This is a genomic window from Rathayibacter sp. AY1A5 (assembly GCF_002930875.1).
Lineage (GTDB): Bacteria > Actinomycetota > Actinomycetes > Actinomycetales > Microbacteriaceae > Rathayibacter.
In genome coordinates, this window is sequence record NZ_PSTM01000003.1 from 167006 (window position 1) to 192302 (window position 25297).

Consider the following 25297-nt stretch of genomic DNA (forward strand, 5'->3'; position numbering starts at 1 on the left):
TCCCGCGATGACGACGACCACGGTCGACCTGCCCCAGGGGGCGCTGCGGCTCGCCGTCAGCAGCAGCACCGACGTCGGCGCCGTCCGCCGTGTCAACGAGGACGCCCTCCTCGCCGACGAGCTGCTCCTGGCAGTCGCGGACGGGATGGGCGGGCACGCACGAGGGGACCTCGCGAGCGCAGCCGCCGTCGAGGCGCTGCGCGAGAACCGGCCGACGAGCCTGGGTCCGGTGGACGCGGTGTTCGACCTGGTGGAGGGCGCCAACACGGCCGTGCGCGCGCTCGACGTGGGCGGTGCGCTCTGCGGCACGACGCTGACCGGGCTGATGCTCGTGCTCCCCGAGCCCGCGGGCCCGGCCCGCTGGGCGCTGTTCAACGTCGGGGACTCCCGCGTCTACCGCTGGGACGGTGCCGAACTCCAGCAGCTGACGGTGGACCACTCCGCCGTGCAGGAGCTCGTCTCGGCCGGCCTGCTCACCCCCGAGTCGGCGGAGTCGCATCCCGACCGCAACATCGTCACCCGCGCCCTCGGCGCCGACGAGGAGGTCGAGACGGACGTCTGGACGCTGCCCGTCGTGCCGCGCGCCAGCTACCTGCTCTGCTCCGACGGGCTGACGAAGGAGCTCTCCGACCAGCGGATCGCCGCCCTGTTCGCCCGCCGCGACTCCGGCGACCCTGCCGACCTCGCTCAGGCGCTCGTGCGTGCGGCGGTCGAGGCCGGCGGACGGGACAACGTCACCGTCGTCGTCGTCGACGCCGTGCTCGACGCCCGCGCCTGAGCCGGGCGACTCCGTGCCGCGCCCGCCCGGGAGGCGGGGGAGCGCGGTGCTATTCTCGGTCCATGCTGAGTGGCCCGCACCTCCTTCCGTGCCGCGACGAGACCTCGAACTGACGGCCTCCCTCGTCGCGGTGCCTCGCCCGGCCGAGCAGCGACTCCAGGAGGAGAAGGAACCGTCATGATCGAGACCACACCCGGCACAGCCGCGCCCGCGTCGAGTGGAGCAGGGACCGGCAGGAGAGCCGAGAAGCCGCGCACCCTCGCCGAGAAGGTCTGGGACGACCACGTCGTCGTCGCGGGCGAGAACGGCGCTCCCGACCTGCTCTACATCGACCTGCACCTGCTGCACGAGGTGACCAGCCCGCAGCCGTTCGACGGCCTGCGTGCCGCGGGGCGCCCGCTGCGCCGGCCGGACCTCACCATCGCCACCGAGGACCACAACACGCCGACCCTCGAGATCGGACGCCCCATCGAGGATCCGATCAGCCGCACCCAGATCGACGCGCTGCGCCGCAACGCCGGCGAGTTCGGCGTCCGCCTGCACTCCCTGGGCGACGTCGAGCAGGGCATCGTGCATGTCGTCGGCCCCCAGTTGGGCCTGACGATGCCCGGCGTCACGGTGGTCTGCGGCGACTCGCACACCTCCACGCACGGCGCGTTCGGCGCGATCGCCTTCGGCATCGGCACGAGCGAGGTCGAGCACGTGATGGCGACGCAGACGCTGCCGCTGCAACCCTTCAAGACGATGGCGATCACGGTCGAGGGCACGCTGAAGGAGGGGGTGACGGCCAAGGACATCATCCTCGCGGTCATCGCCCGCATCGGCACCGGCGGCGGCCAGGGCTACATCCTCGAGTACCGCGGCTCCGCGATCCGCGCGCTCTCGATGGAGGGCCGGATGACGATCTGCAACATGTCGATCGAGGCGGGTGCGCGGGCCGGCATGGTCGCGCCGGACGAGACGACCTTCGCCTACCTGCACGGCCGCCCGCACGCTCCGGCGGGCGAGGACTGGGACGCCGCGGTCGCCTACTGGCGGACGCTGCCGAGCGACGAGGGCGCCGTGTTCGACGCCGAGGTCGTGATCGACGCCGACGCGCTCGAGCCGTTCGTCACCTGGGGCACGAACCCCGGCCAGGGCGTCTCGCTCTCGCAGGCGGTACCGGACCCTGACGTCCTCGACGATCCGAACGAGCGCGCCAGCGCTCTGCGAGCGCTGGAGTACATGGCGCTGGAGCCCGGCACGCCGATGAAGGAGATCCCGGTCGACGTGGTCTTCATGGGCTCCTGCACCAACTCGCGGATCGAGGACCTGCGGGCCTTCGCTGCCGTCGTCGAGGGGCGCACCAAGGCCCCCGGCGTCCGCGTGATGGTCGTCCCCGGCTCCGCCCGGGTGCGGCTCGAGGCCGAGGCCGAGGGGATCGACCGGATCGTCACCGCGTTCGGCGCGGAGTGGCGCTTCGCCGGCTGCTCGATGTGCCTCGGGATGAACACCGACCAGCTCGTCCTGGGGGAGCGCGTGGCCTCCACGTCCAACCGCAACTTCGAGGGTCGTCAGGGCAAGGGGGCGAAGACCCACCTCGTCTCGCCCCTCGTCGCCGCGGCCACGGCCGTGCGCGGCACCCTCTCCAGTCCCTCCGATCTGGAGCCGGTCCGCGAGAGAGCAGGAGTCTGACCGTGCAGAAGTTCGAGACCGTCACCGCGATCGCCGCGCCCCTGAAGCGCGCCAACGTCGACACCGACCAGATCCTCCCCGGCATCTACCTCCGCCGCATCACGAAGACCGGCTTCGAGGACGCGCTCTTCCACGGCTGGCGGCAGGACGCGGACTTCGTCCTCAACCAGGAGCGCTACCGCGGCGCCGGCATCCTCGTCGCCGGCCCCGACTTCGCCATCGGCTCCAGCCGCGAGCACGCCGTCTGGGCGCTGCGCGACTTCGGCTTCCGGGTCGTCATCTCCCCCCGCTTCGGCGACATCTTCCGGGGCAACGCCGGCAAGCAGGGACTGCTCGCGGCCGTCGTCTCGGAGCCCGACGTCGAGCGGCTGTGGGAGATCATCGAGAGCAACCCGGGAATAGAACCGACGGTGGATCTGGTTGCGCGTACGGTCACCGCCGGTGGCGAGGCCTTCGACTTCGAGATCGACGACTACACTCGATGGCGCCTGATCGAGGGCCTGGACGACATCGGCCTGACCCTGCGCGACGAAGCGCTCATTTCCGAATTCGAGACCCGCCGCGAGAGCTGGCGGCCCAAGACATTGCCGGTGAAATAGCGTGAACACACTTCTTCAGGACGCCAAGGCCCTGCAGGACGCCAAGGCGTCGGGAGCACGGGTGGGAATGACGACCGAGCGGATCACCATCAACGGCGGGCGACCGCTGGTGGGCCGGATCGAGCTCAAGGGGGCCAAGAACCTCGTCACCAAGGCGATGGTCGCGGCGCTGCTCGGCGAGACCGCCTCCACCCTCCGCGACGTGCCCGACATCAGCGACGTCCGCGTCGTGAAGGGCCTGCTCGAAGTCCACGGCGTCAAGGTGAAGCAGGGCGCCGAGATCGGCGAGCTGATCCTCGACCCCTCCAACGTCGAGTCCGCGCACTTCGCCGACATCGACGCGCACGCCGGCTCCAGCCGCATCCCGATCCTCTTCTGCGGCCCGCTGCTGCACCGCCTGGGCGAGGCGTTCATCCCCGACCTCGGCGGCTGCCGCATCGGCGACCGCCCGATCGACTACCACCTCGAGGTCCTCCGCAACTTCGGCGCGGTGATCGAGAAGCTGCCCTCCGGCATCCGGATGTCGGCCCCCGAGGGCCTGCACGGCGCCAAGGTGTCGCTGCCCTACCCGAGCGTCGGAGCGACCGAGCAGGTCCTCCTGACCGCGGTGCGCGCCTCCGGCATCACCGAGCTCTCGGGCGCGGCGATCGAGCCCGAGATCATGGACCTGATCAACATCCTGCAGAAGATGGGCGCCATCATCTCGGTCGACACCGACCGGGTGATCCGCATCGAGGGCGTGGACCGGCTCACCGGCTACTCCCACCGCGCGCTCTTCGACCGCAACGAGGCGGCCTCCTGGGCGGCCGCGGCCCTCGCGACCGACGGCGACATCTTCGTCGGCGGCGCCCGCCAGCAGGAGATGACCACCTTCCTCAACGTCTTCCGCAAGGTCGGCGGCGCGTTCGAGATCGCCGAGGACGGCATCCGCTTCTACCACCCGGGCGGCGAGCTCAAGCCGGTCATCATCGAGACCGACGTGCACCCCGGCTTCATGACCGACTGGCAGCAGCCGCTGGTCGTGGCGCTCACGAAGGCCAAGGGCGTCTCGATCGTGCACGAGACCGTCTACGAGCAGCGCTTCGGCTTCGTCGACGCGCTCGTCGAGATGGGCGCGACCATCCAGATCCACCGCGAGTGCCTCGGCGGGCAGGCCTGCCGCTTCGGGCAGCGCAACTTCATGCACTCGGCCGTGATCTCGGGACCCTCGAAGCTGCACGGCGCCGACATCGTCGTGCCGGATCTGCGCGGCGGCTTCTCGCACCTGATCGCGGCGCTCTCGGCCGAGGGCACCTCGACGGTCTCGAACGTCGGCATCATCAGCCGCGGCTACGAGAACTTCCTCACCAAGCTCGAGCTGCTGGGCGCCGACTTCTCGCTCGACGCGTAGCCGCCCACCGGGACCTCGGTGCCGCGGAGGACGACCGTCCTCAGCGGCCCGGGGTCCTGTCGCGCCCGGGCGCGCCCCACGCGGGCGGTTCCGCGTCCTCCTCCAGGCGTCCCCGGATCCGCTTCTCGAGGAGCGCGAGCGTCGTCTCCGGCGCGGGCCGGAGGCCCAGCGGTCCGGGCGACTCGACCAGGACCAGCGTCAGGCGTCCGCGCCGCGTGCCGGCCAGGACGACCTCGAGGGCCTCGCGCGGACGCAGGCCCACCAGCACCCACCGCCGCTCCAGCCGCGCGATCCGCGCCCAGGGCACGACGACGCCCCAGTCGCCGAAGGAGACGGTCAGTCCCCGGCGGCGCGGCACGACCACCGCGTAGGGCCGCAGCGTCGGCAGCGGGAACCGCGGCTCGATACGACGGAGGCCCGCCCCGAGCCGGCCGCGTCCGAGGACCGCGACGCCGCCGGTCGCCTCCGCCTCGACGTGGGCGAGCGGTGCCACCGCCACGCGCCAGAGGGCGTCGACCCCGCCGATCACGAGGGTGACGGCCGCCGAGCCGCCGACGAGGACCGCGAGCGTCAGCAGGAGGCCGTCGCCGAGCGCAGCCGCGTCGCGTCCGGCCTGCGTGGCGAGCAGCACGACTCCCCACACGATCAGGAGCACCAGGCCGGACAGCGCGATCGGCGAGTCGGCGAGTCGGCCGAGCGCTCGGCCGACGGCGTCCCACGGCGACGGGCGGCGACGCGGACGGGGCGTGCCGGTACCGTACCCGGCGGCCGGGCCGCTCCTCCCACCGCGGGGCCCCGCTGCTCCCGGGCGTGGGGACGCGGCCCCTCCGATGCGGGATGCGAGGATGGGCGGGTGTCTGAGCGAAGCCGTCCGTCCATCTTCTGGTTCCTCGCGGCGGCGGTGATCCCCGTGATGACCGCCTCGGTCGACCTGCGGATCCGGAACGGCGACAAGATCCCGAGCACCGGAGCCTTCGTGTTCGCGCCGAACCACTACAGCGAGATCGACCCGATCATCACGGGCTGGACCCTGTGGCGCGCCGGCCGCGCACCGCGCTTCCTCGCCAAGGCCTCGCTGTTCTCGGTGCCCGTGCTCGGCTCGATCCTGCGCGGCTCTGGGCAGATCCCCGTCGAGCGCTCGGGCTCGGTCCGCGGCAGCGAGCCGCTGAAGACCGCCAAGGCTCTCGTGGACGAGGGCCGCTCGGTCATCATCTACCCCGAGGGCACCCTCACCCGCGACCCCGAGCTCTGGCCGATGCGCGGCAAGACGGGAGCGGTGCGGATGGCGCTGCAGTACGGCCTGCCTGTCGTACCGGTCGCGCACTGGGGCGCGCAGCAGCTGATGGGCCGCTACTCCAAGCGGATCACCCTCTTCCGCCGCAAGCGCGTCGACGTGATCGTCGGCGACCCCGTCGACCTGTCCGCCTTCCGCGGACGCAGCCTCGACTCCGCCACCCTCAACGAGGCCTCCGCGGTCGTGATGGCGGCGATCACCGCCCTGCTCGAGGAGCTGCGCGGCGAGGCGGCGCCCGAGAAGCGCTGGAACCCCTCCGAGCACAACCAGAAGGGCACGGGTCGCTTTGAGTCCGAGAAGTAGGAAGGCGCCCATCCCCGTGCCCCGCCGCGTCGCCGTCCTCGGCGCCGGCAGCTGGGGCACCACGTTCGCGAAGATCCTCGCCGACGGCGGCTCCGACGTCGTGATGTGGGCGCGCCGCGCCGAGCTGGCCCGCGAGATCACCGAGGCCAAGCGCAACAGCGACTACCTCCCCGGCATCAACCTCCCGCGCAACATCCGGGCCACGCCGCGCATCGAGGAGGCGCTGGAGGGCGCGGACCACGTCTACCTCTCCATCCCGTCGCAGTCGCTGCGGAGCAACCTCGAGGCGATCACGCCGTTCCTCACCGAGCGCACGGTGCTGGTGAGCCTGATGAAGGGCGTCGAGAAGGGCACCGGCCAGCGGATGAGCGAGGTGATCGCGCAGATGCTGCCGGTCTCTCTCGACCGGATCGCCGTCGCCTCCGGGCCCAACCTCGCCCTCGAGATCGCCAAGGAGCAGCCGACCGCGGCGGTCATCGCCTCCGAGAGCCTCGTCACCGCGCAGGAGGTGGCTCTCGCGGCGACCAACCGCTACTTCCGCTCCTACGTCAACACCGACGTGATCGGCACCGAGTTCGGCGGCGTGCTGAAGAACCTCATCGCCGTGGCGATCGGCATCGTCGACGGCGTCGGCTACGGCGAGAACACGAAGGCATCGATCATCACGCGCGGTCTCGCCGAGATGACCGACTTCGCGGTCGCGTACGGCGGACGGGCCGAGACGATGGCCGGACTCGCTGGGCTCGGCGACCTCATCGCGACGTCGAGCTCGTCCCTCTCGCGCAACAACACGGCCGGGCGCCTGCTCGGCCAGGGCTACAGCTTCACCGACGTGGTGAAGTCGATGCAGCAGACGGCGGAGGGGCTCGCCTCCGTCGCGCCGGTCCTCGAGCTGGCGCGCGCCAGGGGAGTCGACATGCCCATCGTCGAGCAGGTGTCGCAGGTGCTCGCCGGTACGCTCGATCCGAAGGACATCGCGCCGCACCTGACCACGGATTCGGACGAGCCACAGGGTGAGAGGAACCTCGATGACCAGCAAGCTCCGCGTGGCCGTTCTGTTCGGGGGGCGCTCCAGCGAGCACTCGATCAGCTGCGCAACGGCGGCCGGGGTGCTGCGGGCGATCGACCGTGACCGCTTCGAGGTGATCCCCGTCGGGATCACCTCCGACGGCGCCTTCGTGCTCGAGGAGGACCGTCCTGAGAAGTTCGCTCTCGATGCCGCGTCGCTGCCCCGCGTCGAGGACGACGGCTCCCGTGTGCGCTGGCCGGAGTCGGCCCTCTCGCGTGAGCTCACCGTGACGACCGAGGACGGCGCGACGCGCTCGCTCGGCGAGGTCGACGTGGTGCTGCCGATCCTGCACGGCCCGTGGGGCGAGGACGGCACCGTCCAGGGGATGCTCGAGCTCGTCGGGCTGCCCTACGTCGGCTCGGGCGTGCTCGCGTCGGCGCTCGGCATGGACAAGCACTTCACCAAGACGGTGCTGCGGGCCGCGGGCCTCGCGGTGGCGCCCTGGTACCTCGTGACCGAGGCGGAGTGGCGCGCCGACCCGGGCGACGCCTCCTCGGCCCTCGACGAGCTGGGCCTGCCCGCGTTCGTGAAGCCGGCGCGGGCCGGCTCGAGCGTGGGCGTCAGCCGGATCGACGAGCGCGAGCAGCTCGAGGCCGCGCTGGAGGAGGCGTTCGCGCACGACTCGCGGGTGCTGATCGAGTCGGGCATCGTCGGCCGCGAGGTAGAGATCGGCGTGCTCGGCGGCCGCCGCGGTGTTCCGGCCCGCGCCTCCGTCGCCGGCGAGGTGGTCGTCACCGGCCGCGGCTTCTACGACTTCGAGGCGAAGTACCTCGGGGCGTCCGGCATCGAGCTGGTCTGCCCGGCCGATCTCACCGACGGCGAGCTCTCCGAGATGCGGTCCCTCGCGATCCGCGCCTTCGACGCGATCGGAGCCGAGGGCCTCGCCCGGGTCGACTTCTTCCTCACCGCCGACGGCTTCGTCGTCAACGAGATCAACACCATGCCCGGCTTCACGCCGGTCTCGATGTTCCCGCGCATGTGGGGCGCGAGCGGCGTGGACTACCCGGACCTGATCAGCGAGCTGCTCGACTCGGCGCTCGACCGCGTCCCGGTCGCCGCCCGATGACGTCGGCGCTCGCGCTCCGCGTCGAGGCGGGCGCGGCCGCGGCGCCCTTCGAGCAGATCCGTGAGCAGATCACCGCTCTGATCGCCGCGGGCGAGCTGCCGGTCGGCACGCGGCTGCCGCCGGTGCGCGCGCTGGCCGAGACGCTGGGCGTCGCCGCGGGGACGGTCGCCCGCTCCTACCGGGAGCTGGAGTCGGCGGGCCTGGTCGAGACGCGCGGCCGTGCGGGCACGGTCGTCGCGGGAGGCGTGGACGCGCTGGAGCGCGAGCTGCAGGCCGCGGCCGCCGTGTTCGCGTCCCGCGCGCGCGAGCTGGGGGCGACCTCCGATGGTGCGCTCACCGCAGCGAGTCGAGCCCTCGGCGTCTGACGCTGAAGCTCAGCCGGTGGGCGTGTCCGTCGGATCGAGGGTGTCGGCGTCCGAGACGTCGGTGCACTCGCGCGTCTGCGGGACGTAGGAGACGGCGTTCGCCAGGTCGAGCGCGGCGGAGGATCCGGACGCGCGGCTCTGGTCGACGGTGATCTCCACCGCGGGATCGCGACCGTAGGTGGTCAGCGTGTAGATGTCCTCGTCCTTCTGCGTCTCGTCGATGATCCAGTCGACTCCGCTGACGTTCACGCAGAGGTCCGTCGTTGGGCCGGGCACCTCGACTCCGCAGTGGAGGATGACGGCGGCCGGGGTGCCCCAGGCGGCGGTGCCCTGAGCGTTCGTCTCGCGCTCGGGCTGCTCCGCGACCACGTCGGGCAGGCGCACCGAGACCTCCGCGCAGCCGGTGCTCGTCGCATCGGCGGCGGGCTCGAGGGCGACGCTGGCCGAGCAGCCCGAGAGCAGCAGGACGGCGGCGGCGGCGAGAAGGGGGGAGCGGAGTCGGCGGGGGGACATCGCCGTCAACGCTAGCGTGTGAACCATGGCAGAGGATCGGAGTCCCACCCTGGCCGAGCTCAGCGAGGGCGAGGTGCTCGCGAGGGTGCTGGCCCGGCTCGGCGGCCCGGGCGCGGAGACCCTGGTCGGGCCCGGCGACGACTGCGCGGTGCTGCGCGCTCCCGACGGCCGCTTCGTGGTGACCACGGACATGATGGTGCACGGCCCCGACTTCCGGCTGGCCTGGTCGCGCCCGGCGGACCTGGGCTGGAAGGCGGCGGCCTCGAACCTCGCCGACGTCGCGGCGATGGGGGCCCGTCCCACCGGGCTTGTCGTCGCGCTCGCGGCACCCCAGTCGCTGGGCGTCGACGTGCTGGAGGGGATCGCGGGCGGCCTCGCCGCCGGCTGCGCCGCGATGGCGCCGGGATGCGGAGTCGTCGGGGGAGACCTGTCCGCCTCCGCGACGCTGACGCTCTCGATCACGGCGTTCGGCTCGCTCGACGGACGACCGCCGGTGCTCCGCAGCGGTGCGAGGCCGGGGGACGTGCTCGCCGTGGCCGGTCCGCTGGGACGAGCGGGGCTCGGGCTGCGCCTGCTGTTCGAGCAGGCGCGGCGGGACGGGGAGCCGTCGGCCGACCTCGCCGCCCGGCTCCGCGAGCGGCATCCGTCCCTCCTCGAGGCGCAGCTGCGCCCGACCGCGCCGATCTCCGCGGGCGAGGCCGCGGGCGGGACCGCCACCGCGATGATGGACGTCTCGGACGGCGTGGTGCTCGACGCCCGTCGGATGGCGCGTGCGAGCGGAGTGGCGATCGACCTCGATGCCGCGGCGGTCGACGTGCACGCGCGCGGGCTCACGGGCGTGGAGGGCGTGGACCTCGACCTGGCGAGGGCGTTGGTGCTGGGAGGCGGCGAGGACCACGCGATGCTCGCGTGCTTCCCGCCCGCCGCGGCGCTGCCGGAGGGCTTCGTCCCGCTCGGGGTCGTCCGCGAGGGGGACCCGGAGGTGCGACTGGGCGGGGTCGCGCTCGAGGGGCGCGGGGGCTGGGACCCGTACCTCGGCTGGGACGGCGCGGCAGGCTGAGGCCGGTCAGCCGGCCGCGGAGGAAGCGGGTGAGGCTGCCGGCGCGGGCGACGCCGGTGAAGCCCACCAGATCGTGGTCTCGCCGTAGTCCTTCCTCCGCTCCCGCTCCAGACCCGCGGGCCAGCGCGGCTCCGGGCTGCGGGAGCTCCGCTCCACGACGACCACCGCGTCCTCGCGCAGCAGCGGCAGCACGCCGGCGAGATCGGCGGCGAGGTCGTCCTCGCCGAGGTCGTAGGGCGGGTCGAGGAACACCGTGTCCGTGTTGAGGGCCGGGGACCCGTCGAGGAAGGAGCGGACCGAGCCGGTCACCACCTCGATCCGCGGGGCGGGCCGCTTGTTCTTGGCAGCCGCGGTCACGATCGCCCGTGCGTTCTCGCCCGCGGTCCGGGCGGCCTTCGGGTCGCGCTCGACCAGGACGACCGCGCTCGCTCCGCGGCTGGCCGACTCGAGCCCGAGGGCGCCGGAGCCCGCGTAGAGGTCGACCACCGTCGCGCCGTCGAGGGCGTCCCGGGCCTCGAGGGCCGAGAAGACGGCCTCGCGCACGCGGTCGCTGGTGGGGCGGGTGCCCGCGCGCGGGACCCGGAGGGTGAGCGAGCCGGCGAATCCGGCGATGATCCTGGTCACCGGATCGAGCATAGGGCGGCACCCCTGCCCACGGCGTCCGGCGGCCGCCGCGCGCTCCCGCCTGGCGGCACACTGCGAACTCTCGGAACCTGGACCCTTTTCCCGTCAGGACTGCGAGAATCCCTAGCTATGACGTCGCTCGAAGACACCCGCTCCGCTGTCGGCCGCCGAGCGGCTCCCGAGACGCCCCTGACCCGCGAGGAGTTCACGGCGCACTGCGGCGCCGTCCTCGGGAACCTCACCCGCGTGATCGACGGCAAGTCGGCCGAGGTCTCGATGGCGCTGACGGTGTTCCTCGCCGGTGGGCACCTCCTGATGGAGGACGTCCCCGGCACCGGCAAGACGGTCCTGGCGAAGTCGCTGGCGGCCTCGGTCGGCGGCAGCGTCGCGCGCATCCAGTTCACGCCCGACCTGCTCCCCTCCGACGTCACGGGGGTCTCGGTCTACAACCAGGCGACCCGCGACTTCGAGTTCAAGCCGGGCCCGGTCTTCGCGAACATCCTGATCGGCGACGAGATCAACCGGGCCTCGCCCAAGACGCAGTCGGCGCTGCTGGAGTGCATGGAGGAGCGCCAGGTCTCGGTCGACGGCACCACCCACCTCCTCCCGCGCCCCTTCGCCGTGATCGCGACGCAGAACCCGGTCGAGATGGAGGGCACCTACTCGCTGCCCGAGGCCCAGCGCGACCGCTTCATGGCCCGCCTCTCGCTCGGCTACCCCGATGAGCGCGCCGAGCTCGAGATGATCCGCACCCGCGACTCGGCCAGCCCGCTCGAGGAGCTGCGGCCCGTCGTGGGCCTCGCCGAGCTCGAGCGGATGATGGCCTACGTGCGCTCCGTGTACGTCGCACCACCCGTGCAGGAGTACGTGGTGGCGATCATGCAGGCCACGCGGGTCGACCCCGAGCTGCGGCTCGGGGGGAGCCCGCGCGCCACGCTCCAGCTGATCGCCGCCGCGAAGGCTCTCGCCGCCCTCAGCGACCGCGACTTCGTGGTGCCGGACGACGTCGACGCGCTCGCCGTCCCCGTGCTCGGCCACCGCCTCCTGCCCGCCACGCGCCTCCCCGGCCGCTCCGGCGCCGGATCCTCGCACTCGGTCACCGAGATCGTGCAGCGCATCGTCGCGGCCACCCCCGTCCCCTTCGGCAACCGTGGCGACTGAGGCCCGCGCCGCCGAGACGCCGTCGTCCCGTCTCGGCGGTCTGCCCGCGCTCCGCGGGGTCGCGCTGACGCTGCGCGGCTGGGCGCTCGTTCTGCTGGGCGTCGCGGGAGTGGTGATCGCGCCGCTGACAGATTTCCGCGAGCTGCTGTTCGTCGGCCTGGTGCTGCTGGGCCTGCCCCTGGGCGCGCTCGTCTCCCTGCTCCTGGCGCCGGCGTCGTTCCGAGTGCAGCGCCGCTTCGCTCCCCAGACCGTCGCGGCCGGCGACGTGGTGGAGGTCGACGTGCTGCTCGAGAACCGCGGCCGCGCCGTCCGCAGCGGGGCGCGCGCCCACGACCGGCTCGAGCGCGTGGAGCGCGGGGTCGTCGTCGGCCGGCCGGTCGCCGAGGGCGTCTTCGGGCTGCCGGGCGTCCCGTCGGGCGGCCGCGTGCGCGCCCGCTACCGTCTGCCCGCCGAGCGGCGCGGGATCCACCGCATCGGCCCGCTGCGCCTGGTGCGCGGCGACGGCCTCGGGCTCGCGCTCCGCGAGAGCGTCGTGGGGGCTGCGCAGCCGTTCGTCGTGACTCCGCGGGTCGTGCCGCTCCAGAGCGACGTCCTGGACGCGCACGGAGCAGGCGGATCGAGCCCGGTCGCGCACGCGACGGCCGGCGCCGGCACGGACGACGTGATCCCGCGCGACTACCGCCCGGGGGACGCCATGCGCCGGGTGCACTGGCGGGCGAGCGCCCGCTCCGGTGAGCTCATGGTCCGCCAGGACGAGCAGAACACCGATCCGCACGCGTGGATCCTCCTCGAGACCCGGGCCGAGCGCGTGCTCGAGCGGCGCGGCGACGACCGGCTCGAGTGGGCGGTGTCGATGACGGCCTCCCTCGCCGTGCACCTGCTCGACCGCGGCTTCGAGACCCACCTCGTCGAGACGGGTGCGGACGGCGAGCCGGAGCACTCGGAGGACGAGCGCGAGGTGGCGCACGACGTGCTGCTGCGCCTGGCCGAGCTGGCGCCCTCGCGCGAGTCGGTCGACGCGGTGACCCGGATCTCGGCCGACATGCGCGACACCGGGGGAGTGCGACCGGTCTTCGCCGTCCTCACCCGACTCCTCGAGTCGGACCTCGACGCCCTCGGCTCCCTGGCCGCGCAGTCGCGCCCCGCGATCGCCTTCGTCGTCGCCGGCACCGCTGAGGAGGAGGCGGCTCTCGCCTCGCTCGGCTGGTACGCGGTGTCCGTCGACCCGAGTGCCTCCGTCGAGGAGGCGTGGGCGCAGGCCCTCGCTCTGCGGGTGGTGGCGTGAGCCGCCGCGTCGAGAGCGATCCGCGCGCCGGGTCGGCTCCTCTGAGCGGTCTGCTCTTCCTCGCGATCACGGCCGCCGCCGCCGGGATCGGGCGGCTCCTCGTCGGCGTCGACTGGCTGGTGCTCCTCGCGAGCGCGGTCGCCGTGGTGCTCGGCGTCCCGGCCGCCGCCCGGGCTCTGCGCGTGCACCCCGTCGTCCCGCCGATCCTCGGCACGCTGACGATGGTCGGCGTGCTGACCGCGATGTTCGTGCCCAGTCGGGCCCTGCTGTTCGTGATCCCCACGCCCGGCGCCGTCGCGCAGGCGGAGGCGCTCGCGCAGGGCGGCTTCCAGTCCATCGCCCAGCAGGGGCTCCCGGCCATCGCCGACGACGGCATCTCGTTCCTCCTGATCGGCGGGGTGGTCGTGCTCGCCTGGGCGGCCGACCTGTTCGCCTTCTCCGTCCGCCTCCCCGCCCTGGCCGGTCTGTTCCCTGCGGCGCTGCTCGCGGTGCCGGCGATCGTGGACCCCTCCGAGGTGTCCTGGGCGAGCCTCGTCGTCACTGCGCTCGCCTACGCGGGCGTGCTCGCCGCCACGGCCGCCCCTCGCCGCCCGAGCGGCCCGAGCGCGGCCGCGGCCGTGCTGCCCGCCTTCGCGGCCGTGACCGTCGTCGTCCTGGGCGCGGGAGTCGTCGCCGGGTCGGCGGCAGGCTACGCGCGCACCACCGCCCCCTCGGGCGTCTCCGGCAGCCTCTTCAACGGCGCGATCGACCCGGTGGTCGCTCTCGGCGCGGACCTGCGCCGCCCGAACCCCGTGACCGTGCTGCGCTACGCCACCGACTCCGACCTGCCCGTCTACCTCCGCGTGCTGACCGTCTCGGACTTCGACGGTGACGACTGGGCGCCGAGCGAGACGGAGCAGACCGCTCCGATCGAGGCGCCGATCGCGCCCGAGGGGCTCTCCGAGAGCGTGCCGCGCGAGGCGGAGGAGGTCGACGTCTCGGTGGAGACGCTGCGGAGCCAGTGGCTCCCCGTGCCGTATCCGGTCTCGTCGCTGACGGGCGTCGGCGACGGCTGGCTCCAGGACGTGCAGGACGGCTCGATCCGCGGCGACGCGACGACCCGCTCCGGAGACGACTACCAGGTGCAGGCGCTGCGGCTCGAGCCCGACCCGCAGCAGCTGCTCGCCGCGCCCGCGCCGTCCGGCGTCGACCGGTACCTCTCGCTCCCCGACGACGTGCCCGAGATCGTCCGCACCACCGCCGAGGAGGTCACGGCGGAGGCTCCGACCGCCTACGACCGGGCGCGCGCGCTGCAGACGTACTTCCGCTCGTCCGAGTTCCGCTACTCCGAGGACACCCCCGCGGAGGAGGGCTACGACGGCGACGGAGTCGGCGTGCTCTCGGCGTTCCTGACGACGAAGGAGGGCTACTGCGTCCACTTCGCCTCGGCGATGGCGGTGATGGCGCGCGAGCTCGGGATCCCGTCGCGGCTCGCCATCGGCTACCAGCCCGGCTCCGTCGTGCCCTCCGGCGGCAGCGACCTGACCACCTACCGCGTCCTCTCCTCCGACCTGCACGCCTGGCCCGAGCTGTACTTCGAGGGAGTCGGCTGGCTGCCCTTCGAGCCGACGCCCAGCCGCGGCGCTCCGGCCTCCTACACCCTGCCGAGCGCGACGGCGTCCTCGGGCCCCACCGCCCCGGGCTCGACCGCGACCACCGCGCCCGGTGCGACCAGCGCTCCCGCCGCGACACCCACTCCGACGGCCGCGTCGGCGACGCCGACCCCCGGTGCCGTCGGCGCCTCGAGCACCACGGCGGCTCCCGCGGCCACGCTCTGGGTGCTGCTCCTGCTGCTCGTGCTCGTCCCCTGGCTGATGCGCGCCGTCCAGCGCGCGCTGCGGCGCCGGTCCGCGCGCTCCGGCTCCGTCGAGGCCGCGTGGGCCGAGCTGCTGGCGACCGCCCGCGACCTGGGCGTCCCCGTGGAGGACACGGAGTCTCCGCGCGCGCAGGAGGCCCGCATGGCTCCCGCCCTCGACCCCGGAGCGGCGGCACGTCTGCAGGGGCTCCGGGAGCGCGTCGAGCGCCGGCGCTACTCGCCGTCCGCGGGCGAGTCGGAGGCGTGGGACGACGCGACCGCCGTGGCCGCCGCGCTCCGCGGCTCCGCGGGTGCCGGTCGTCGGGTGCTCGCGTCGGTCGTGCCGCGCTCGGCGCTGGACCCGGTCGCCCGGCTCGCGCGTCCGAGGTCCGACCTATGATCGCTAGGTGATCCCGGACCCCCTCGACGCCTCGCTCGCGCCGCTGATCGGGCCGCGCACGGCGACCGCGGTCGAGAAGGCCTTCGGGTACCGCACGGTCGGCGAGCTCCTGGGCCACTACCCGCGCCGCTACGCGAAGCGGGGCGAGCTGACGGCGCTCTCGCGTCTCCCCGTGGGAGAGAGCGTGACGATCGTGGCGGAGGTGTGCGAGGTGCGCGAGCGGCCGATGCGCAACCGGCGCGGCACCCTGCTCGAGGTCGTCATCTCGGACGGCTCGGGCACGCTCTCGCTGACGTTCTTCGGACAGCCCTGGCGCGCGGCGAAGCTCCACCGCGGCGTGCGCGGGATCTTCGCGGGCACGGTCTCGATGTTCCGCGACACCCCGCAGCTCACGCATCCCGACTACCGCCTGTTCGACGACGAGGAGGCCGCAGCGACGGAGACGGGAGGCGGTGAGCTCGCGAAGGACTGGGCCGAGCGGCCGATCCCGATCTACCCGGCGACCAGCGCGATCTCGAGCTGGCAGCTCCAGGCCGCGATCGGCGTGCTGCTGGACGGCTTGCGCGACGTGCCCGACCCGATGCCCGAGCAGGTGCGCGCCGGCCGCTCGCTGCTGGGCCTCGGCGAGGCGCTGGAGCTGATCCACCGCCCGCAGCGGGAGGGCGAGGAGGCGCAGGCGCGCGAGACGCTCCGCTTCCACGAGGCGTTCCTCCTGCAGCTCGCCCTGCTCGAGCGCCGGGCCTCGGCGCGCAGCAGCCCCGCGACCGCCCGCGTGCCCGGCCCCGGCGGGCTGCTCGAGCGCTTCGACGCCGCGCTGCCCTTCGCCCTCACCGGCGACCAGACCGCGGTGGGGCACGAGATCGCCGCCGACCTGGCCGCCGAGAGCCCGATGACCCGGCTGGTGCAGGGCGAGGTCGGCTCCGGCAAGACCCTCGTCGCGCTCCGGGCGATGCTCGCCACGGCCGAGAGCGGCGGGCAGGCGGCGCTGCTCGCTCCCACCGAGGTGCTCGCGGGGCAGCACCTCCGCTCGATCGCGAGGACCCTCGGCCCGGAGCTCGCGGCCGAGCTGGTGCCGACCCTCCTCACCGGCGGGCTGGGGGCGGCGCAGCGCCGCGCGGCCCTCCTCCGGATCGTCTCGGGCACGGCGAAGATCGTCGTCGGCACGCACGCCCTCCTCGGCGACGCGGTCTCCTTCTACGACCTGGGCCTCGTCGTGATCGACGAGCAGCACCGCTTCGGCGTGGACCAGCGGGACGCCCTGCGCCGGAAGGGCGCCACCCCGCCGCACGTGCTGGTGCTGACGGCCACGCCCATCCCGCGGACCGTCGCCATGACGGTCTTCGGCGATCTCGACACCTCGACCATCCGCGAGCTGCCCGCCGGGCGCCCCGGCATCACGAGCCACGTGGTCCCGCTCGCCGACCATCCCGCGTGGATCGCGCGGGCGTGGGAGCGCGCCGAGGAGGAGATCCGCTCGGGCCACCAGGTCTACCTCGTCTGCCCGGCGATCGAGCCGGGGGAGCCCGCCGAGGGCGCGCAGCCGCCCGAGGAGGACGCCGCCGCGCCGCTCACGACCGTCGCGGCCACGCTGGAGGGCGTGCGCGCGCATCCGCTGCTCGGGAAGCGGCGGTCGGCCGCGCTGCACGGGCGGATGACGACGGAGGAGAAGGACGCCGTGATGCGCTCCTTCGCCGCGGGGGAGATCGACGTCCTGGTGTCGACGACGGTCATCGAGGTCGGCGTGGACGTGCCGAACGCCTCGATGATGGTCGTGCTCGACGCGGAGCGGTTCGGGGTCTCGCAGCTGCACCAGCTCCGCGGGCGCATCGGGCGCGGCGGCGTCGCGGGGGTGTGCCTGTTCGTGACGGCGGCGGAGGCGGGGACGGTCGCGCGCGAGCGGGTGGAGGCGGTCGCCGCGACGCTCGACGGCTTCGCGCTCGCCGAGGTCGACCTCGAGCTGCGCCGCGAGGGCGACGTGCTGGGCGACTCGCAGTCCGGCGGGCGCTCGTCGCTCCGCCTGCTGCGGGTGGTGCAGGACGCGGACGTGATCGTGGAGGCGCGGGCGCTGGCCGAGCGGCTCCTCGCGGAGGACCCGTCGCTCGCCGCGCACGACCGGCTCCGTGCCGCGCTCGCGCGCCGCGTGCAGGACCGCGACCGGGAGTTCCTCGCCAAGAGCTAGGCGGTGCCCGCCCGCTACTCTGTCGGCATGGCCCGCATCGCCGTCGTCCCCGGCTCCTTCGACCCCGTGACCCTCGGTCATCTCGACGTGATCGAGCGGGCCGCGCGCCTGGTCGACGAGCTGCACGTCGTAGTGGTGCACAACCCCGCCAAGACCGCGCTGCTGCCGATCGCCCAGCGCGTCTCGCTCATCGAGCAGTCGATCGCGGAGGCGGGCGTCGAGGGACGGATCGTCGTCGCCTCGTGGAGCATGGGCCTGCTCGTCGACTACTGCACCGACGTCGGCGCGAGCATCCTGGTGAAGGGCATCCGCTCGCAGGTCGACGTGGCGTACGAGACCCCCATGGCGATCGTGAACCGCAACCTCGCGCACGTCGAGACGGTGTTCCTCCTGCCCGATCCCGCGCACGCCCATGTGTCGAGCTCGCTGGTGCGGCAGGTCTCCTCCCTCGGCGGCGACGTCGCCCCCTACGTGCCGCCCGCGGTCGCCGCGTACCTCGCCGCCGGCTGAGGCGCCGCCGATCGTCCACCCGGGCGATCCCGGGCCGTGGACCCGTGCGCCCGCGGCAGCCGGGAGAATGGACCGGTGAGCGAGACGCGCGTGCAGGCCTGGGCCCTCGACGGCATCCCGGAGGTGACTCCCGGTGACGACCTGCTCGAGCTGATCCTCGCGGCCGTCGCCGCCGCCGCCGAGGAGGACCGGCCCGCGGACGGCGACATCCTCGTCGTCACGAGCAAGATCGTCTCGAAGGCGGAGGGGCGCGTCGTCGCCGCGGCCGACCGCGAGGACGCGATCACGGCCGAGACCGTCCGCGTCGTCGCCACCCGGGCGCACGGCTCCGGCGTCACCCGCATCGTGGAGAACCGCCTCGGGATCGTGCAGGCGGCGGCCGGAGTCGATGCCAGCAACGTCGCGGAGGGGACGGTCCTCCTCCTCCCCGTCGACCCGGACGCCTCGGCGCGGGCCCTCTGCGCGGGCCTCCGGGAGCGGCTCGGCGTGGAGGTGGGCGTGCTCGTCAGCGACACCCTGGGCCGCGCGTGGCGGGTCGGGCAGACCGACGCGGCCATCGGGGCCTCCGGCGTCCTCGTGATCGACGACCTCCGCGGCGGAGTCGACGCCCTGGGGCGCACGCTGGGAGTGACCATGCCGGCCGTCGCGGACGAGATCGCCGCGCTCGGCGACCTGGTGAAGGGCAAGGCGAGCGGACGCCCCGTCGCCGTCGTCCGCGGGCTCGCCCGCCTGGTGACGGGAGTCGAGAGCCCGGGTGCCCGCACGCTGACCCGCACGGGCCCCGACGACATGTTCCGCCTCGGCGCCGACGAGGCCTTCGCCGAGGGCTTCGCGGCCGGAGCAGCCTCGCGCGAGGAGCGCGCGTGACCGGCTGGAGCGCGGTCGTCGTGTTCAAGGGCCGCGGCGGCTCGAAGACGCGCCTCGACGTGCCGGGCCGCGCGGCGCTGGCCGAGGCGTTCCTCCTGGACACGCTCGCCGCCGTGGCCGCCGCGGAGCCGGTGGCGAGCCTTCTCCTGGTCACCTCCGACGCCGGTGCGGCCGACCGCGCACGGGCGGAGCACCCGCAGCTGGTGGTGGTGCCCGACCCGGGGACCCTCGACGCCGCCGTGTCCGGGGGGGCCGAGGCCGCCCTCCACCGCCGGCCGGGCGCCCCGGTGATCGTGCTGACCGGGGACCTGCCCGCCCTGCTGCCGTCGGACCTCTCCGAGGCGCTCGCGACGCGGTCGCTCCCGGCCGTCGTCCCGGACCGCGAGGGGAGCGGCACCACGGCGCTCCTGCTGGCGGCCGGAGCCCTCGTCGCTCCGGCGTTCGGCTCGGGCTCGCTGGCCCGGCACCGCGACGCGGGCTGCGCGGTCGTCGTGCTGCCAGGCTCGTCGACGCTGAGGCTGGACGTCGACACGCTCGCCGATCTCGGAGACGCGGAGGAGGCCGGCGTCGGCCCGCACACCTCCCGCGCGCTGGCCGCAGCGGCCTGACGCGCAGGGAGTCCGAGCCGCGGACGCGATCAGCCGGCGAGCAGCCCCGCCTCGAACGCCGCCGTCAGGCCCGCGTCGATCGCGAGCGGTGCGCCGTCGACCGAGCGGACGGGGATCGCCCGCCGGGTGCTCGACACCAGCCACGCCGCATCGGCACCGGTGAGCGCCGAGACCGGCAGCTCGCGGCGCGACGACGCGAGCCCGCGGCGCTCGCCCAGCGCGAGGACCCGCTCGACCGTCGTGCCGGCGAGCACGCTGTCCGAGAGCGGCGTCGCGAGCACCCCGTCGCCGAGGAGCACCAGGCTCGACGTCGCCCCCTCGAGGAGAAGCCCGTCGCTCGTGCGCCAGACCACGTCGTCCGCGCCCCGGGACCCCGCCTCGCGCAGCGCCGCCCGGGTGACGGCGCCCGAGGTGGTCTTGACGCCCGGGAGCAGCCACGGCGCGAGCGGACCGCTCGCGTACCCGCGGTCCAGCACGACGACGGCCGCGCCCTTCTCCCGGAGCGCGCTCGAGTCGGGAGTCGGAGCCGCGCGCACGGTGCACCGGGCGGAGTCGCTCGAGCCGTGGGCGGCGATGAAGCGGACCGTCAGGTCGTCGACCCGGTCGTGCTCCGCCACGGCGAGGTCGACCGCTCGGGACCAGAGGGGCGCCTCCGGGATCGTCAGCCCGACGGCCCGGGCCGATCCGGCCAGCCGCGCGAGGTGCTCGCCGAGCGCGCGGGGACGTCCGTCGAGGACCGCGACGGTCTCGAAGACCCCGTCGCCGCGGAGGTAGCCCGCCTCGTCGACGCGGACGAGCGGACCTTCCGGGTCGCGGAGGACGACGGCGCCGGAGGTGATCTCGACCAGGACGGGGGTGCTCATCCGCCCATCCTGCCCCCGGCGGAGCCTCAGCGGGGGAGGAGGCCGCTCGCCACGTCGGACGGCTCGACGATCTCGCGCCACGGCTCCGGCCGGAGTCCTGCCGATCCGAGCACGTCGGCCCCGGCGAGGAGATCCACGTCGAGACCGGTCAGCTCGCCGATCGCGGCGACCGGCAGCTGGAACGTCCTGAAGCCGCCGAGCGGCACCAGGCCCTCGCGCACGCGCTCCACGAGCTCGCTCTGGTCGAGCAGGTACGCGCTCGTCGCGAGCGTCGATCCGTCCGGGCTCCACGCCGCGATCTTCCAGAAGCGGCGGGGGATGCCCGTACCGCGGTAGACCGGGTCGTCGTCCGCGAGCACGGGCCCGGTGAAGACGCTCAGGCGCGTGCGCCAGGTCTGCGCGTACTCGAGCACCAGCGTCTCGAGCCCGAGCCACAGCTCCTGCGACTGGTTGAAGCCGCTCGCCTGAGGCGCGGCGTTCGTGTAGCAGAAGCTGTCGCGGTTGGCCGCGGCGGCCTCGTCCCGGTCGCCCCAGACGGGGTCGCGGCGGCGGACGAGGTGCCCGCGGTCGAGGTCGTTGCGGGCGTACACCTCCGGCCCGGTCTGCTCGGAGGCGGGGATGCGGTCGTCGAGGTGCCAGTCGTCGCCGCGGCCGAGCTCGACCAGGCGCGCTCCGTCGATGTTCACGGCCGTCGAGACGGCCAGGCGCCGCTCCGGATCCAGCAGCACCTCGAAGTGCGTGTACGGCAGGAGCCGCACCGGGCGCTCGACCCTCAGGCGCGGCGCACCCGCGGGGACGCCGAGGAAGTCCGCGTCGAAGCTCACTCCTCGACCTCCGCCGTCGGAGTCGCCGTGGCTGTCGCCGTCGGGGTCGCCGTGGGCGTCGCCGGGGGAGCCTCGGTCGCGGGGACTCCCGTGCCGGTCGGAGCCGGAGCCGGTGCCTGGGTGGCGGGAGCCGGGACCTGCGAGCCGTTGCTGATCAGCAGGGCGATGTCGGAGTAGCGCGCGACGGTCGTGCCCGCGGCCGGGTCGGTGCCCGCCACCACGCCGGCCGGGAGCGACGAGTCGATGGTCGCCCCCTCCTCGACGTCGAAGCCGAGGTCCTCCAGCGCCTCCGTGGCGTCGTCGACCGAGCGGCCGGAGACGGTCGGCACGGCGATCTGGCGGCCGTTCAGCAGGGCGCTGCTGGGCTCCTCGAAGTCGTCTCCGCCGTACTTCTGGTCGGCGCGGGTCATCACCGAGTTCCAGATGTAGTGGCGGATGTTGGAGGCGTACGGGCGGCTCTCGAGCTCCGAGTTCGGGAAGCGGACCTCGCGCATCGAGGTGTGGCCGTCGATGTTGCCCACCCAGACCACGGTCGCGACGCGCGAGCTCGCCCCGTCCATCCAGGTCGACTCCGCGTTGTCGGTGGTGCCCGTCTTGCCGATGTGCTCGATGCCGTCGTCCGGGTCGGACTGGGCGGCCGTGCCGCCGGTGACGACGCGCTGCAGGGCGTAGTTCGCGACCGCCGTCAGCTCGGGGCTGAGGGCCTGGTTGCAGGTGGAGGTCGGCGGCTGGACGGCGGCGCCGGTCGCGTCGGTGATCGAGTCGATGGCGATCGCGGAGCAGGCGGTGCCGTTGTTGGCGAAGCCGGCGAAGGCGGTGACCATCGAGAGGGGGGAGATGAGCGTGTCCGAGCCGAGGACGGCGGACGGCTTGTAGTCGACCTCGCCGCCGTCGGCCGCCTTCACGCCGAAGCCGACCGCGCGGTCGCGGATCGCGCAGAGGTCGAGCTGCTGCGCCATCGAGACGTAGACGGTGTTGATCGACTGCATCGTGCCGGTCAGCACGCTGTAGCTGCCGTTCTCGCTGTCGTCGTTGTTGACCTCGTAGGAGGTGTCGAGCTCGCCGCCCGGCGCGCAGCTGGCGGGGAAGCCCGAGAAGGTGCGCTCGCGGCCGTTGATCGTCTCGTTCAGGGTGCGTCCGCTCGCGAGCCACTGCGCGAGCGTGAACACCTTGTAGGTCGATCCGACCTGGAACCCGGCGGAGCCGCCGTAGGCCGTGTCGGTGTTGAAGTTGACGGCGGAGAAGTTCGCGCCGTTCACGGCGCCGGCCGCGTCGTAGTCCTTGTTCTGCACCATCGCCAGGATCCGGCCGGTGCCGACCTCCATCGAGACGGTCGCGCTGCCGATGTTGGTGTCGAGGGTGGGGACCTTGGGGACGGCGTTGTTCGTCGCGTTGGCCGCGGTGTCCTGCAGGTCGCGGTCGAGCGTCGTGTAGATCTTGTAGCCGCCGCGCTGGAAGTTCGCGAGGCGGGTGTCCGCGTCGTCGCCGAACGCCGGGTCGTTCTGGACGACGCGGGTGATGTAGTCGCAGAAGAAGGCCGCGTTGCCGGCGGTCTGGCAGCCGGTGGGCGTCTGCGTGATCGCGGGGACGACCTCCTCGGCGACGGCGGCGTCGTGGTCGGCCTGCGAGATCTTCCCCTCCTGGAGCATCTGGTCGAGGACGTAGTCGCGGCGGATCTTGTTGTCCGGGATGTTCTCGGGCTGGTCGATCCTGAGGCCGTTGGGGTTGTTGACCGTGGCGATCAGGCTCGCGGCCTGCGCGAGGCTCAGGTCGGCCGCGCTGGTCGAGAAGTAGTACTCGGCCGCCGCCTGGATGCCGTAGACCTGCCCGCCGAAGCCCGCGATGTTGAGGTAGCCGAGGAGGATGTCGTCCTTGCTGTACTTCTTCTCGAGGTCGACGGCGAGCTTCATCTCCTTGAGCTTGCGGCTCGGAGTGGTCGCGGTCGCCTCCTCGTAGGCGGCCTCGGAGGCCGCCTCGTCGGTCGCGCTCAGCGACTCCGCCTTCTGCACGAGGACGTTCTTGACGTACTGCTGAGTGATGGAGGATCCGCCCTGGAGGTCCCCGCCGACGATGTTGCTGAGCACCGCGCGGATCGTGCCCTGCAGGTCGACGCCGCCGTGGTCGTAGAAGCGCGGGTCCTCGGTCGAGACCGCCGCGTCCTTCACGGACTGGCTGACCTGGTCGAAGGCCACCTCCTCGCGGTTCTGCGCGTAGAAGGAGGCGAGCAGCTCGTCCGAGCCGTCGGTGCGCTTGGCGTAGATCTCGGTCTTCTGGGCCAGCTGGCCGAGCTCGAGGTACTCCGGCACCGTCTCGAACAGCCCGATCGGGTTGTTCTCGGCGAGACCGGTGACGGCGAGGGCGGGAGTGACCCCGACCGTGATCAGCAGGCCCCCGGCGAGGCTGGCTCCGACGATCCCGAGGACCCGGGCGAGCACGCCGCCGCGGGCGGTTCCTTGCGCAGACATGGCTACGAGAGTAGGCGACGAGTCTGGATCCGTCGTGCGGCCGCGCTCGGGGGCCCGGATGCCCGCCCTCCCGGCCCCGGGGGCGGCGGCCGCCGGTACGGTGAGCGGGTGACCAGAGCCCGAGCATGACCGCCTCCGCCGACCCCGCCGAGACGCGCCGCCGCGCGGTGCTCGTGGTGGCCGTCCTCGCCTCCTTCGTCGCCTTCCTCGACGGCACCGTCGTCAACGTCGCCCTGCCCGCGATCACCCGGGAGCTCGGCGGTGGGCTCGCGGTGCAGCAGTGGGTGGTCGACGGGTACCTGATCACGCTCGGCGCGCTGATCCTCGTGGCCGGCTCGCTCGCCGACCGCATCGGCCGGGCCCGCAGCATGACCATCGGCCTGATCGGCTTCGGCGTCACCTCGCTGCTGTGCGCGCTGGCCCCCACCGCCGAGGTCCTCATCGTGGCGCGGATGCTCCAGGGCGCCGCCGGCGCGATCCTCGTGCCCAGCTCGCTCGCCCTCATCATCGCGACCGTCCACGGCGCCGCGCAGGCCCGGACCATCGGCGCGTGGACGGCCTGGACCGGCACGGCGACGATCGCCGGGCCCGTGCTCGGCGGCCTGCTGGTGGACGCGGGCTCGTGGCGGTACGTCTTCGCGCTCAACCTGCTGCCGATCGCGGTGACGCTGGTCCTGCTGCGCAGGCTCGGCGCGGTCGACTCGGGGACCCGGGTGCCCATCGACGGCGTCGGCGCGGTGCTCGGGGTGATCGGCCTGGGAGGGCCGGTGTTCGCGCTGATCGAGCAGGAGCGGCTCGGGATCCAGCATCCGCTCGTGCTGACCGCCCTGATCGGGGGAGTCGCCGCCCTCGTCGCGTTCGTCGTGTGGGAGCGGCGCGCGGCGCATCCGATGCTGCCGCTGTCGCTCTTCGCGTCGCGGAACTTCACCGTCGGCAACGTCTCGACGGCGTTCGTCTACGGCGCGCTCTCCTTCGGCTTCTTCACGCTGGGCCTGTTCCTGCAGCAGACCCTGTGCTTCTCGGCGACCCTGGCCGGGCTCGCGACGCTCCCGCCGACGATCCTGCTGCTCCTGCTCTCGCAGGTCTCCGGGTCGCTGTCGGCGCGGTTCGGCCCGCGGCTCTTCATGGGCGTCGGACCGTTGATCGCCGCGGCCGGGTTCCTCCTGCTCTCCTTCGTCGACGAGGGCGCCGACTACGCCACCCAGCTGCTGCCGGGGATCCTCCTCTTCGGCTTCGGCCTCGCGGTGACGGTCGCTCCGCTGACCTCGACGATCCTCGGCGCGGTGGAGGACGGGCACAGCGGAGTCGGCTCCGCCGTGAACAACGCCGTCTCGCGCATCGCGGGGCTGGTCGCCATCGCTGCGACCTCGCTCGTGGTCGGCGACTCGCTCGACGTCGAGGGCTTCTCCCGTGCCGCCGTCGCGACCTCCGCCCTCCTGGTCGCCGGCGGCGTCGTCTCCCTCCTCGGCATCCGCAACCCGGCTCCCGCCGGCCGCTGACGACTGCTCGGGGAGCGTCTCCGACCCCCGTCCGGGGTGCGGCGCTCCGTGTTCACGCGGTGTCCGC

General features: G+C 73.7%; 23 protein-coding genes. 17 read left to right on the forward strand and 6 right to left on the reverse strand.

Annotated features, from left to right (window positions below):
- Window positions 1-7: 7 nt before the first annotated feature.
- The 4 genes from C5B98_RS03195 (at window position 8) to murA (ending at window position 4441) form a co-directional block, all read left to right on the forward strand.
- On the forward strand, window positions 8-778 hold the full coding sequence (locus tag C5B98_RS03195; RefSeq protein WP_104223087.1) for a PP2C family serine/threonine-protein phosphatase: 771 nt from the start codon (window positions 8-10) through the stop codon (window positions 776-778).
- A 177-nt stretch (window positions 779-955) separates the two neighbouring features.
- Window positions 956-2452: a 3-isopropylmalate dehydratase large subunit gene (gene leuC, locus C5B98_RS03200; RefSeq protein ID WP_104223088.1), complete on the forward strand. Its 1497-nt coding sequence runs from the start codon at window positions 956-958 to the stop codon at window positions 2450-2452.
- 2 nt (window positions 2453-2454) lie between these two features.
- The gene (gene leuD, locus C5B98_RS03205) at window positions 2455-3051 is read left to right on the forward strand and encodes a 3-isopropylmalate dehydratase small subunit (protein ID WP_104327300.1); all 597 of its coding nucleotides are present in this window, start codon (window positions 2455-2457) and stop codon (window positions 3049-3051) included.
- 67 nt (window positions 3052-3118) lie between these two features.
- Window positions 3119-4441 carry a UDP-N-acetylglucosamine 1-carboxyvinyltransferase gene (gene murA, locus C5B98_RS03210; RefSeq protein ID WP_181065448.1) on the forward strand — a complete coding sequence of 441 codons (1323 nt, stop codon included), beginning with the start codon at window positions 3119-3121 and terminating at the stop codon, window positions 4439-4441.
- Between the two features lie 40 nt (window positions 4442-4481).
- Here the strand turns inward: murA and C5B98_RS03215 are convergent, their stop codons facing one another.
- Entirely contained in the window at window positions 4482-5096 is a 615-nt protein-coding gene (locus C5B98_RS03215) for a hypothetical protein (protein WP_104327302.1), read from the reverse strand.
- A gap of 198 nt (window positions 5097-5294) precedes the next feature.
- On the opposite strand from C5B98_RS03215, the gene C5B98_RS03220 reads away from it, so the two are divergent.
- The 4 genes from C5B98_RS03220 to C5B98_RS03235 are packed head-to-tail and all read left to right on the forward strand — an operon-like array spanning window position 5295 to window position 8538.
- The gene (locus C5B98_RS03220) at window positions 5295-6038 is read left to right on the forward strand and encodes a 1-acyl-sn-glycerol-3-phosphate acyltransferase (RefSeq protein WP_258059294.1); all 744 of its coding nucleotides are present in this window, start codon (window positions 5295-5297) and stop codon (window positions 6036-6038) included.
- A 16-nt stretch (window positions 6039-6054) separates the two neighbouring features.
- On the forward strand, window positions 6055-7170 hold the full coding sequence (locus C5B98_RS03225) for an NAD(P)H-dependent glycerol-3-phosphate dehydrogenase (protein ID WP_181027083.1): 1116 nt from the start codon (window positions 6055-6057) through the stop codon (window positions 7168-7170).
- Entirely contained in the window at window positions 7067-8173 is a 1107-nt protein-coding gene (locus C5B98_RS03230; RefSeq protein ID WP_104327303.1) for a D-alanine--D-alanine ligase family protein, read from the forward strand. The genes C5B98_RS03225 and C5B98_RS03230 overlap by 104 nt, the downstream gene beginning before the upstream one ends.
- On the forward strand, window positions 8170-8538 hold the full coding sequence (locus C5B98_RS03235; protein ID WP_104223095.1) for a GntR family transcriptional regulator: 369 nt from the start codon (window positions 8170-8172) through the stop codon (window positions 8536-8538). Before C5B98_RS03230 ends, C5B98_RS03235 begins: the two co-directional genes overlap by 4 nt.
- Before the next feature lie 9 nt (window positions 8539-8547).
- On the opposite strand, the gene C5B98_RS03240 is transcribed toward C5B98_RS03235, so the two are convergent.
- Entirely contained in the window at window positions 8548-9051 is a 504-nt protein-coding gene (locus C5B98_RS03240; protein ID WP_104223096.1) for a DUF3515 family protein, read from the reverse strand.
- 25 nt (window positions 9052-9076) lie between these two features.
- Here C5B98_RS03240 and thiL point away from each other — a divergent pair, with 25 nt between their 5' ends.
- Window positions 9077-10111 (forward strand): thiamine-phosphate kinase, encoded by a 1035-nt coding sequence (thiL, locus tag C5B98_RS03245; protein ID WP_104225623.1) that lies wholly within the window; start codon window positions 9077-9079, stop codon window positions 10109-10111.
- Window positions 10112-10117: 6 nt separating this feature from the next.
- Here the strand turns inward: thiL and C5B98_RS03250 are convergent, their stop codons facing one another.
- On the reverse strand, window positions 10118-10735 hold the full coding sequence (locus C5B98_RS03250; RefSeq protein WP_104327317.1) for an RsmD family RNA methyltransferase: 618 nt from the start codon (window positions 10733-10735) through the stop codon (window positions 10118-10120).
- A 129-nt stretch (window positions 10736-10864) separates the two neighbouring features.
- Between C5B98_RS03250 and C5B98_RS03255 the strand changes: the two genes are divergently transcribed.
- The 7 genes from C5B98_RS03255 to cofC all read left to right on the forward strand — a co-directional run bounded on the left by C5B98_RS03255 (window position 10865) and on the right by cofC (window position 19579).
- Entirely contained in the window at window positions 10865-11896 is a 1032-nt protein-coding gene (locus C5B98_RS03255) for a MoxR family ATPase (RefSeq protein WP_104225624.1), read from the forward strand.
- Window positions 11886-13181, forward strand: coding sequence for a DUF58 domain-containing protein (locus C5B98_RS03260; RefSeq protein ID WP_104327304.1), 1296 nt, complete (start codon window positions 11886-11888; stop codon window positions 13179-13181). Before C5B98_RS03255 ends, C5B98_RS03260 begins: the two co-directional genes overlap by 11 nt.
- Complete coding sequence (locus tag C5B98_RS03265) at window positions 13178-15415, forward strand: DUF3488 and transglutaminase-like domain-containing protein (protein WP_104327305.1); 2238 nt, start codon at window positions 13178-13180, stop codon at window positions 15413-15415. Before C5B98_RS03260 ends, C5B98_RS03265 begins: the two co-directional genes overlap by 4 nt.
- Window positions 15416-15422: 7 nt before the next feature.
- Window positions 15423-17594 carry an ATP-dependent DNA helicase RecG gene (locus C5B98_RS03270; RefSeq protein ID WP_374953045.1) on the forward strand — a complete coding sequence of 724 codons (2172 nt, stop codon included), beginning with the start codon at window positions 15423-15425 and terminating at the stop codon, window positions 17592-17594.
- Window positions 17595-17621: 27 nt separating this feature from the next.
- A complete protein-coding gene (gene coaD, locus C5B98_RS03275; protein WP_104223138.1) occupies window positions 17622-18104 on the forward strand; it encodes a pantetheine-phosphate adenylyltransferase in 483 nt (160 codons plus the stop codon).
- A 75-nt stretch (window positions 18105-18179) separates the two neighbouring features.
- On the forward strand, window positions 18180-18971 hold the full coding sequence (locus tag C5B98_RS03280) for a coenzyme F420-0:L-glutamate ligase (protein ID WP_258062224.1): 792 nt from the start codon (window positions 18180-18182) through the stop codon (window positions 18969-18971).
- Window positions 18968-19579, forward strand: a complete 612-nt coding sequence (cofC, locus tag C5B98_RS03285) for a 2-phospho-L-lactate guanylyltransferase (protein ID WP_104327306.1) — start codon at window positions 18968-18970, stop codon at window positions 19577-19579. The genes C5B98_RS03280 and cofC overlap by 4 nt, the downstream gene beginning before the upstream one ends.
- A gap of 29 nt (window positions 19580-19608) precedes the next feature.
- Here cofC and C5B98_RS03290 read toward each other — a convergent pair whose 3' ends face one another.
- From C5B98_RS03290 to C5B98_RS03300, 3 genes are read right to left on the reverse strand one after another with little or no spacing between them, the layout of a single operon-like run.
- Window positions 19609-20442 carry an aminotransferase class IV gene (locus C5B98_RS03290; RefSeq protein ID WP_104327307.1) on the reverse strand — a complete coding sequence of 278 codons (834 nt, stop codon included), beginning with the start codon at window positions 20440-20442 and terminating at the stop codon, window positions 19609-19611.
- A gap of 26 nt (window positions 20443-20468) precedes the next feature.
- On the reverse strand, window positions 20469-21266 hold the full coding sequence (locus tag C5B98_RS03295; protein WP_244230625.1) for a DNA/RNA non-specific endonuclease: 798 nt from the start codon (window positions 21264-21266) through the stop codon (window positions 20469-20471).
- Window positions 21263-23731 carry a transglycosylase domain-containing protein gene (locus C5B98_RS03300; RefSeq protein ID WP_104223103.1) on the reverse strand — a complete coding sequence of 823 codons (2469 nt, stop codon included), beginning with the start codon at window positions 23729-23731 and terminating at the stop codon, window positions 21263-21265. The genes C5B98_RS03295 and C5B98_RS03300 overlap by 4 nt, the downstream gene beginning before the upstream one ends.
- Window positions 23732-23856: 125 nt before the next feature.
- Between C5B98_RS03300 and C5B98_RS03305 the strand changes: the two genes are divergently transcribed.
- Window positions 23857-25230, forward strand: a complete 1374-nt coding sequence (locus C5B98_RS03305) for a DHA2 family efflux MFS transporter permease subunit (protein WP_104327308.1) — start codon at window positions 23857-23859, stop codon at window positions 25228-25230.
- Window positions 25231-25297 lie beyond the last annotated feature (67 nt).

Bases quoted from the DNA above. Each gene is read 5' to 3' on its own strand.
- C5B98_RS03195 (WP_104223087.1), top strand. From the start codon at position 8: ATGACGACGACCACGGTCGACCTGCCCCAGGGGGCGCTGCGGCTCGCC.
- leuC (WP_104223088.1), top strand. From the start codon at position 956: ATGATCGAGACCACACCCGGCACAGCCGCGCCCGCGTCGAGTGGAGCA.
- murA (WP_181065448.1), top strand. From the start codon at position 3,119: ATGACGACCGAGCGGATCACCATCAACGGCGGGCGACCGCTGGTGGGC.
- C5B98_RS03230 (WP_104327303.1), top strand. From the start codon at position 7,067: ATGACCAGCAAGCTCCGCGTGGCCGTTCTGTTCGGGGGGCGCTCCAGC.
- C5B98_RS03235 (WP_104223095.1), top strand. From the start codon at position 8,170: ATGACGTCGGCGCTCGCGCTCCGCGTCGAGGCGGGCGCGGCCGCGGCG.
- C5B98_RS03240 (WP_104223096.1), bottom strand. From the start codon at position 9,051: ATGTCCCCCCGCCGACTCCGCTCCCCCCTTCTCGCCGCCGCCGCCGTC.
- thiL (WP_104225623.1), top strand. From the start codon at position 9,077: ATGGCAGAGGATCGGAGTCCCACCCTGGCCGAGCTCAGCGAGGGCGAG.
- C5B98_RS03255 (WP_104225624.1), top strand. From the start codon at position 10,865: ATGACGTCGCTCGAAGACACCCGCTCCGCTGTCGGCCGCCGAGCGGCT.
- coaD (WP_104223138.1), top strand. From the start codon at position 17,622: ATGGCCCGCATCGCCGTCGTCCCCGGCTCCTTCGACCCCGTGACCCTC.
- C5B98_RS03290 (WP_104327307.1), bottom strand. From the start codon at position 20,442: ATGAGCACCCCCGTCCTGGTCGAGATCACCTCCGGCGCCGTCGTCCTC.
- C5B98_RS03300 (WP_104223103.1), bottom strand. From the start codon at position 23,731: ATGTCTGCGCAAGGAACCGCCCGCGGCGGCGTGCTCGCCCGGGTCCTC.
- C5B98_RS03305 (WP_104327308.1), top strand. From the start codon at position 23,857: ATGACCGCCTCCGCCGACCCCGCCGAGACGCGCCGCCGCGCGGTGCTC.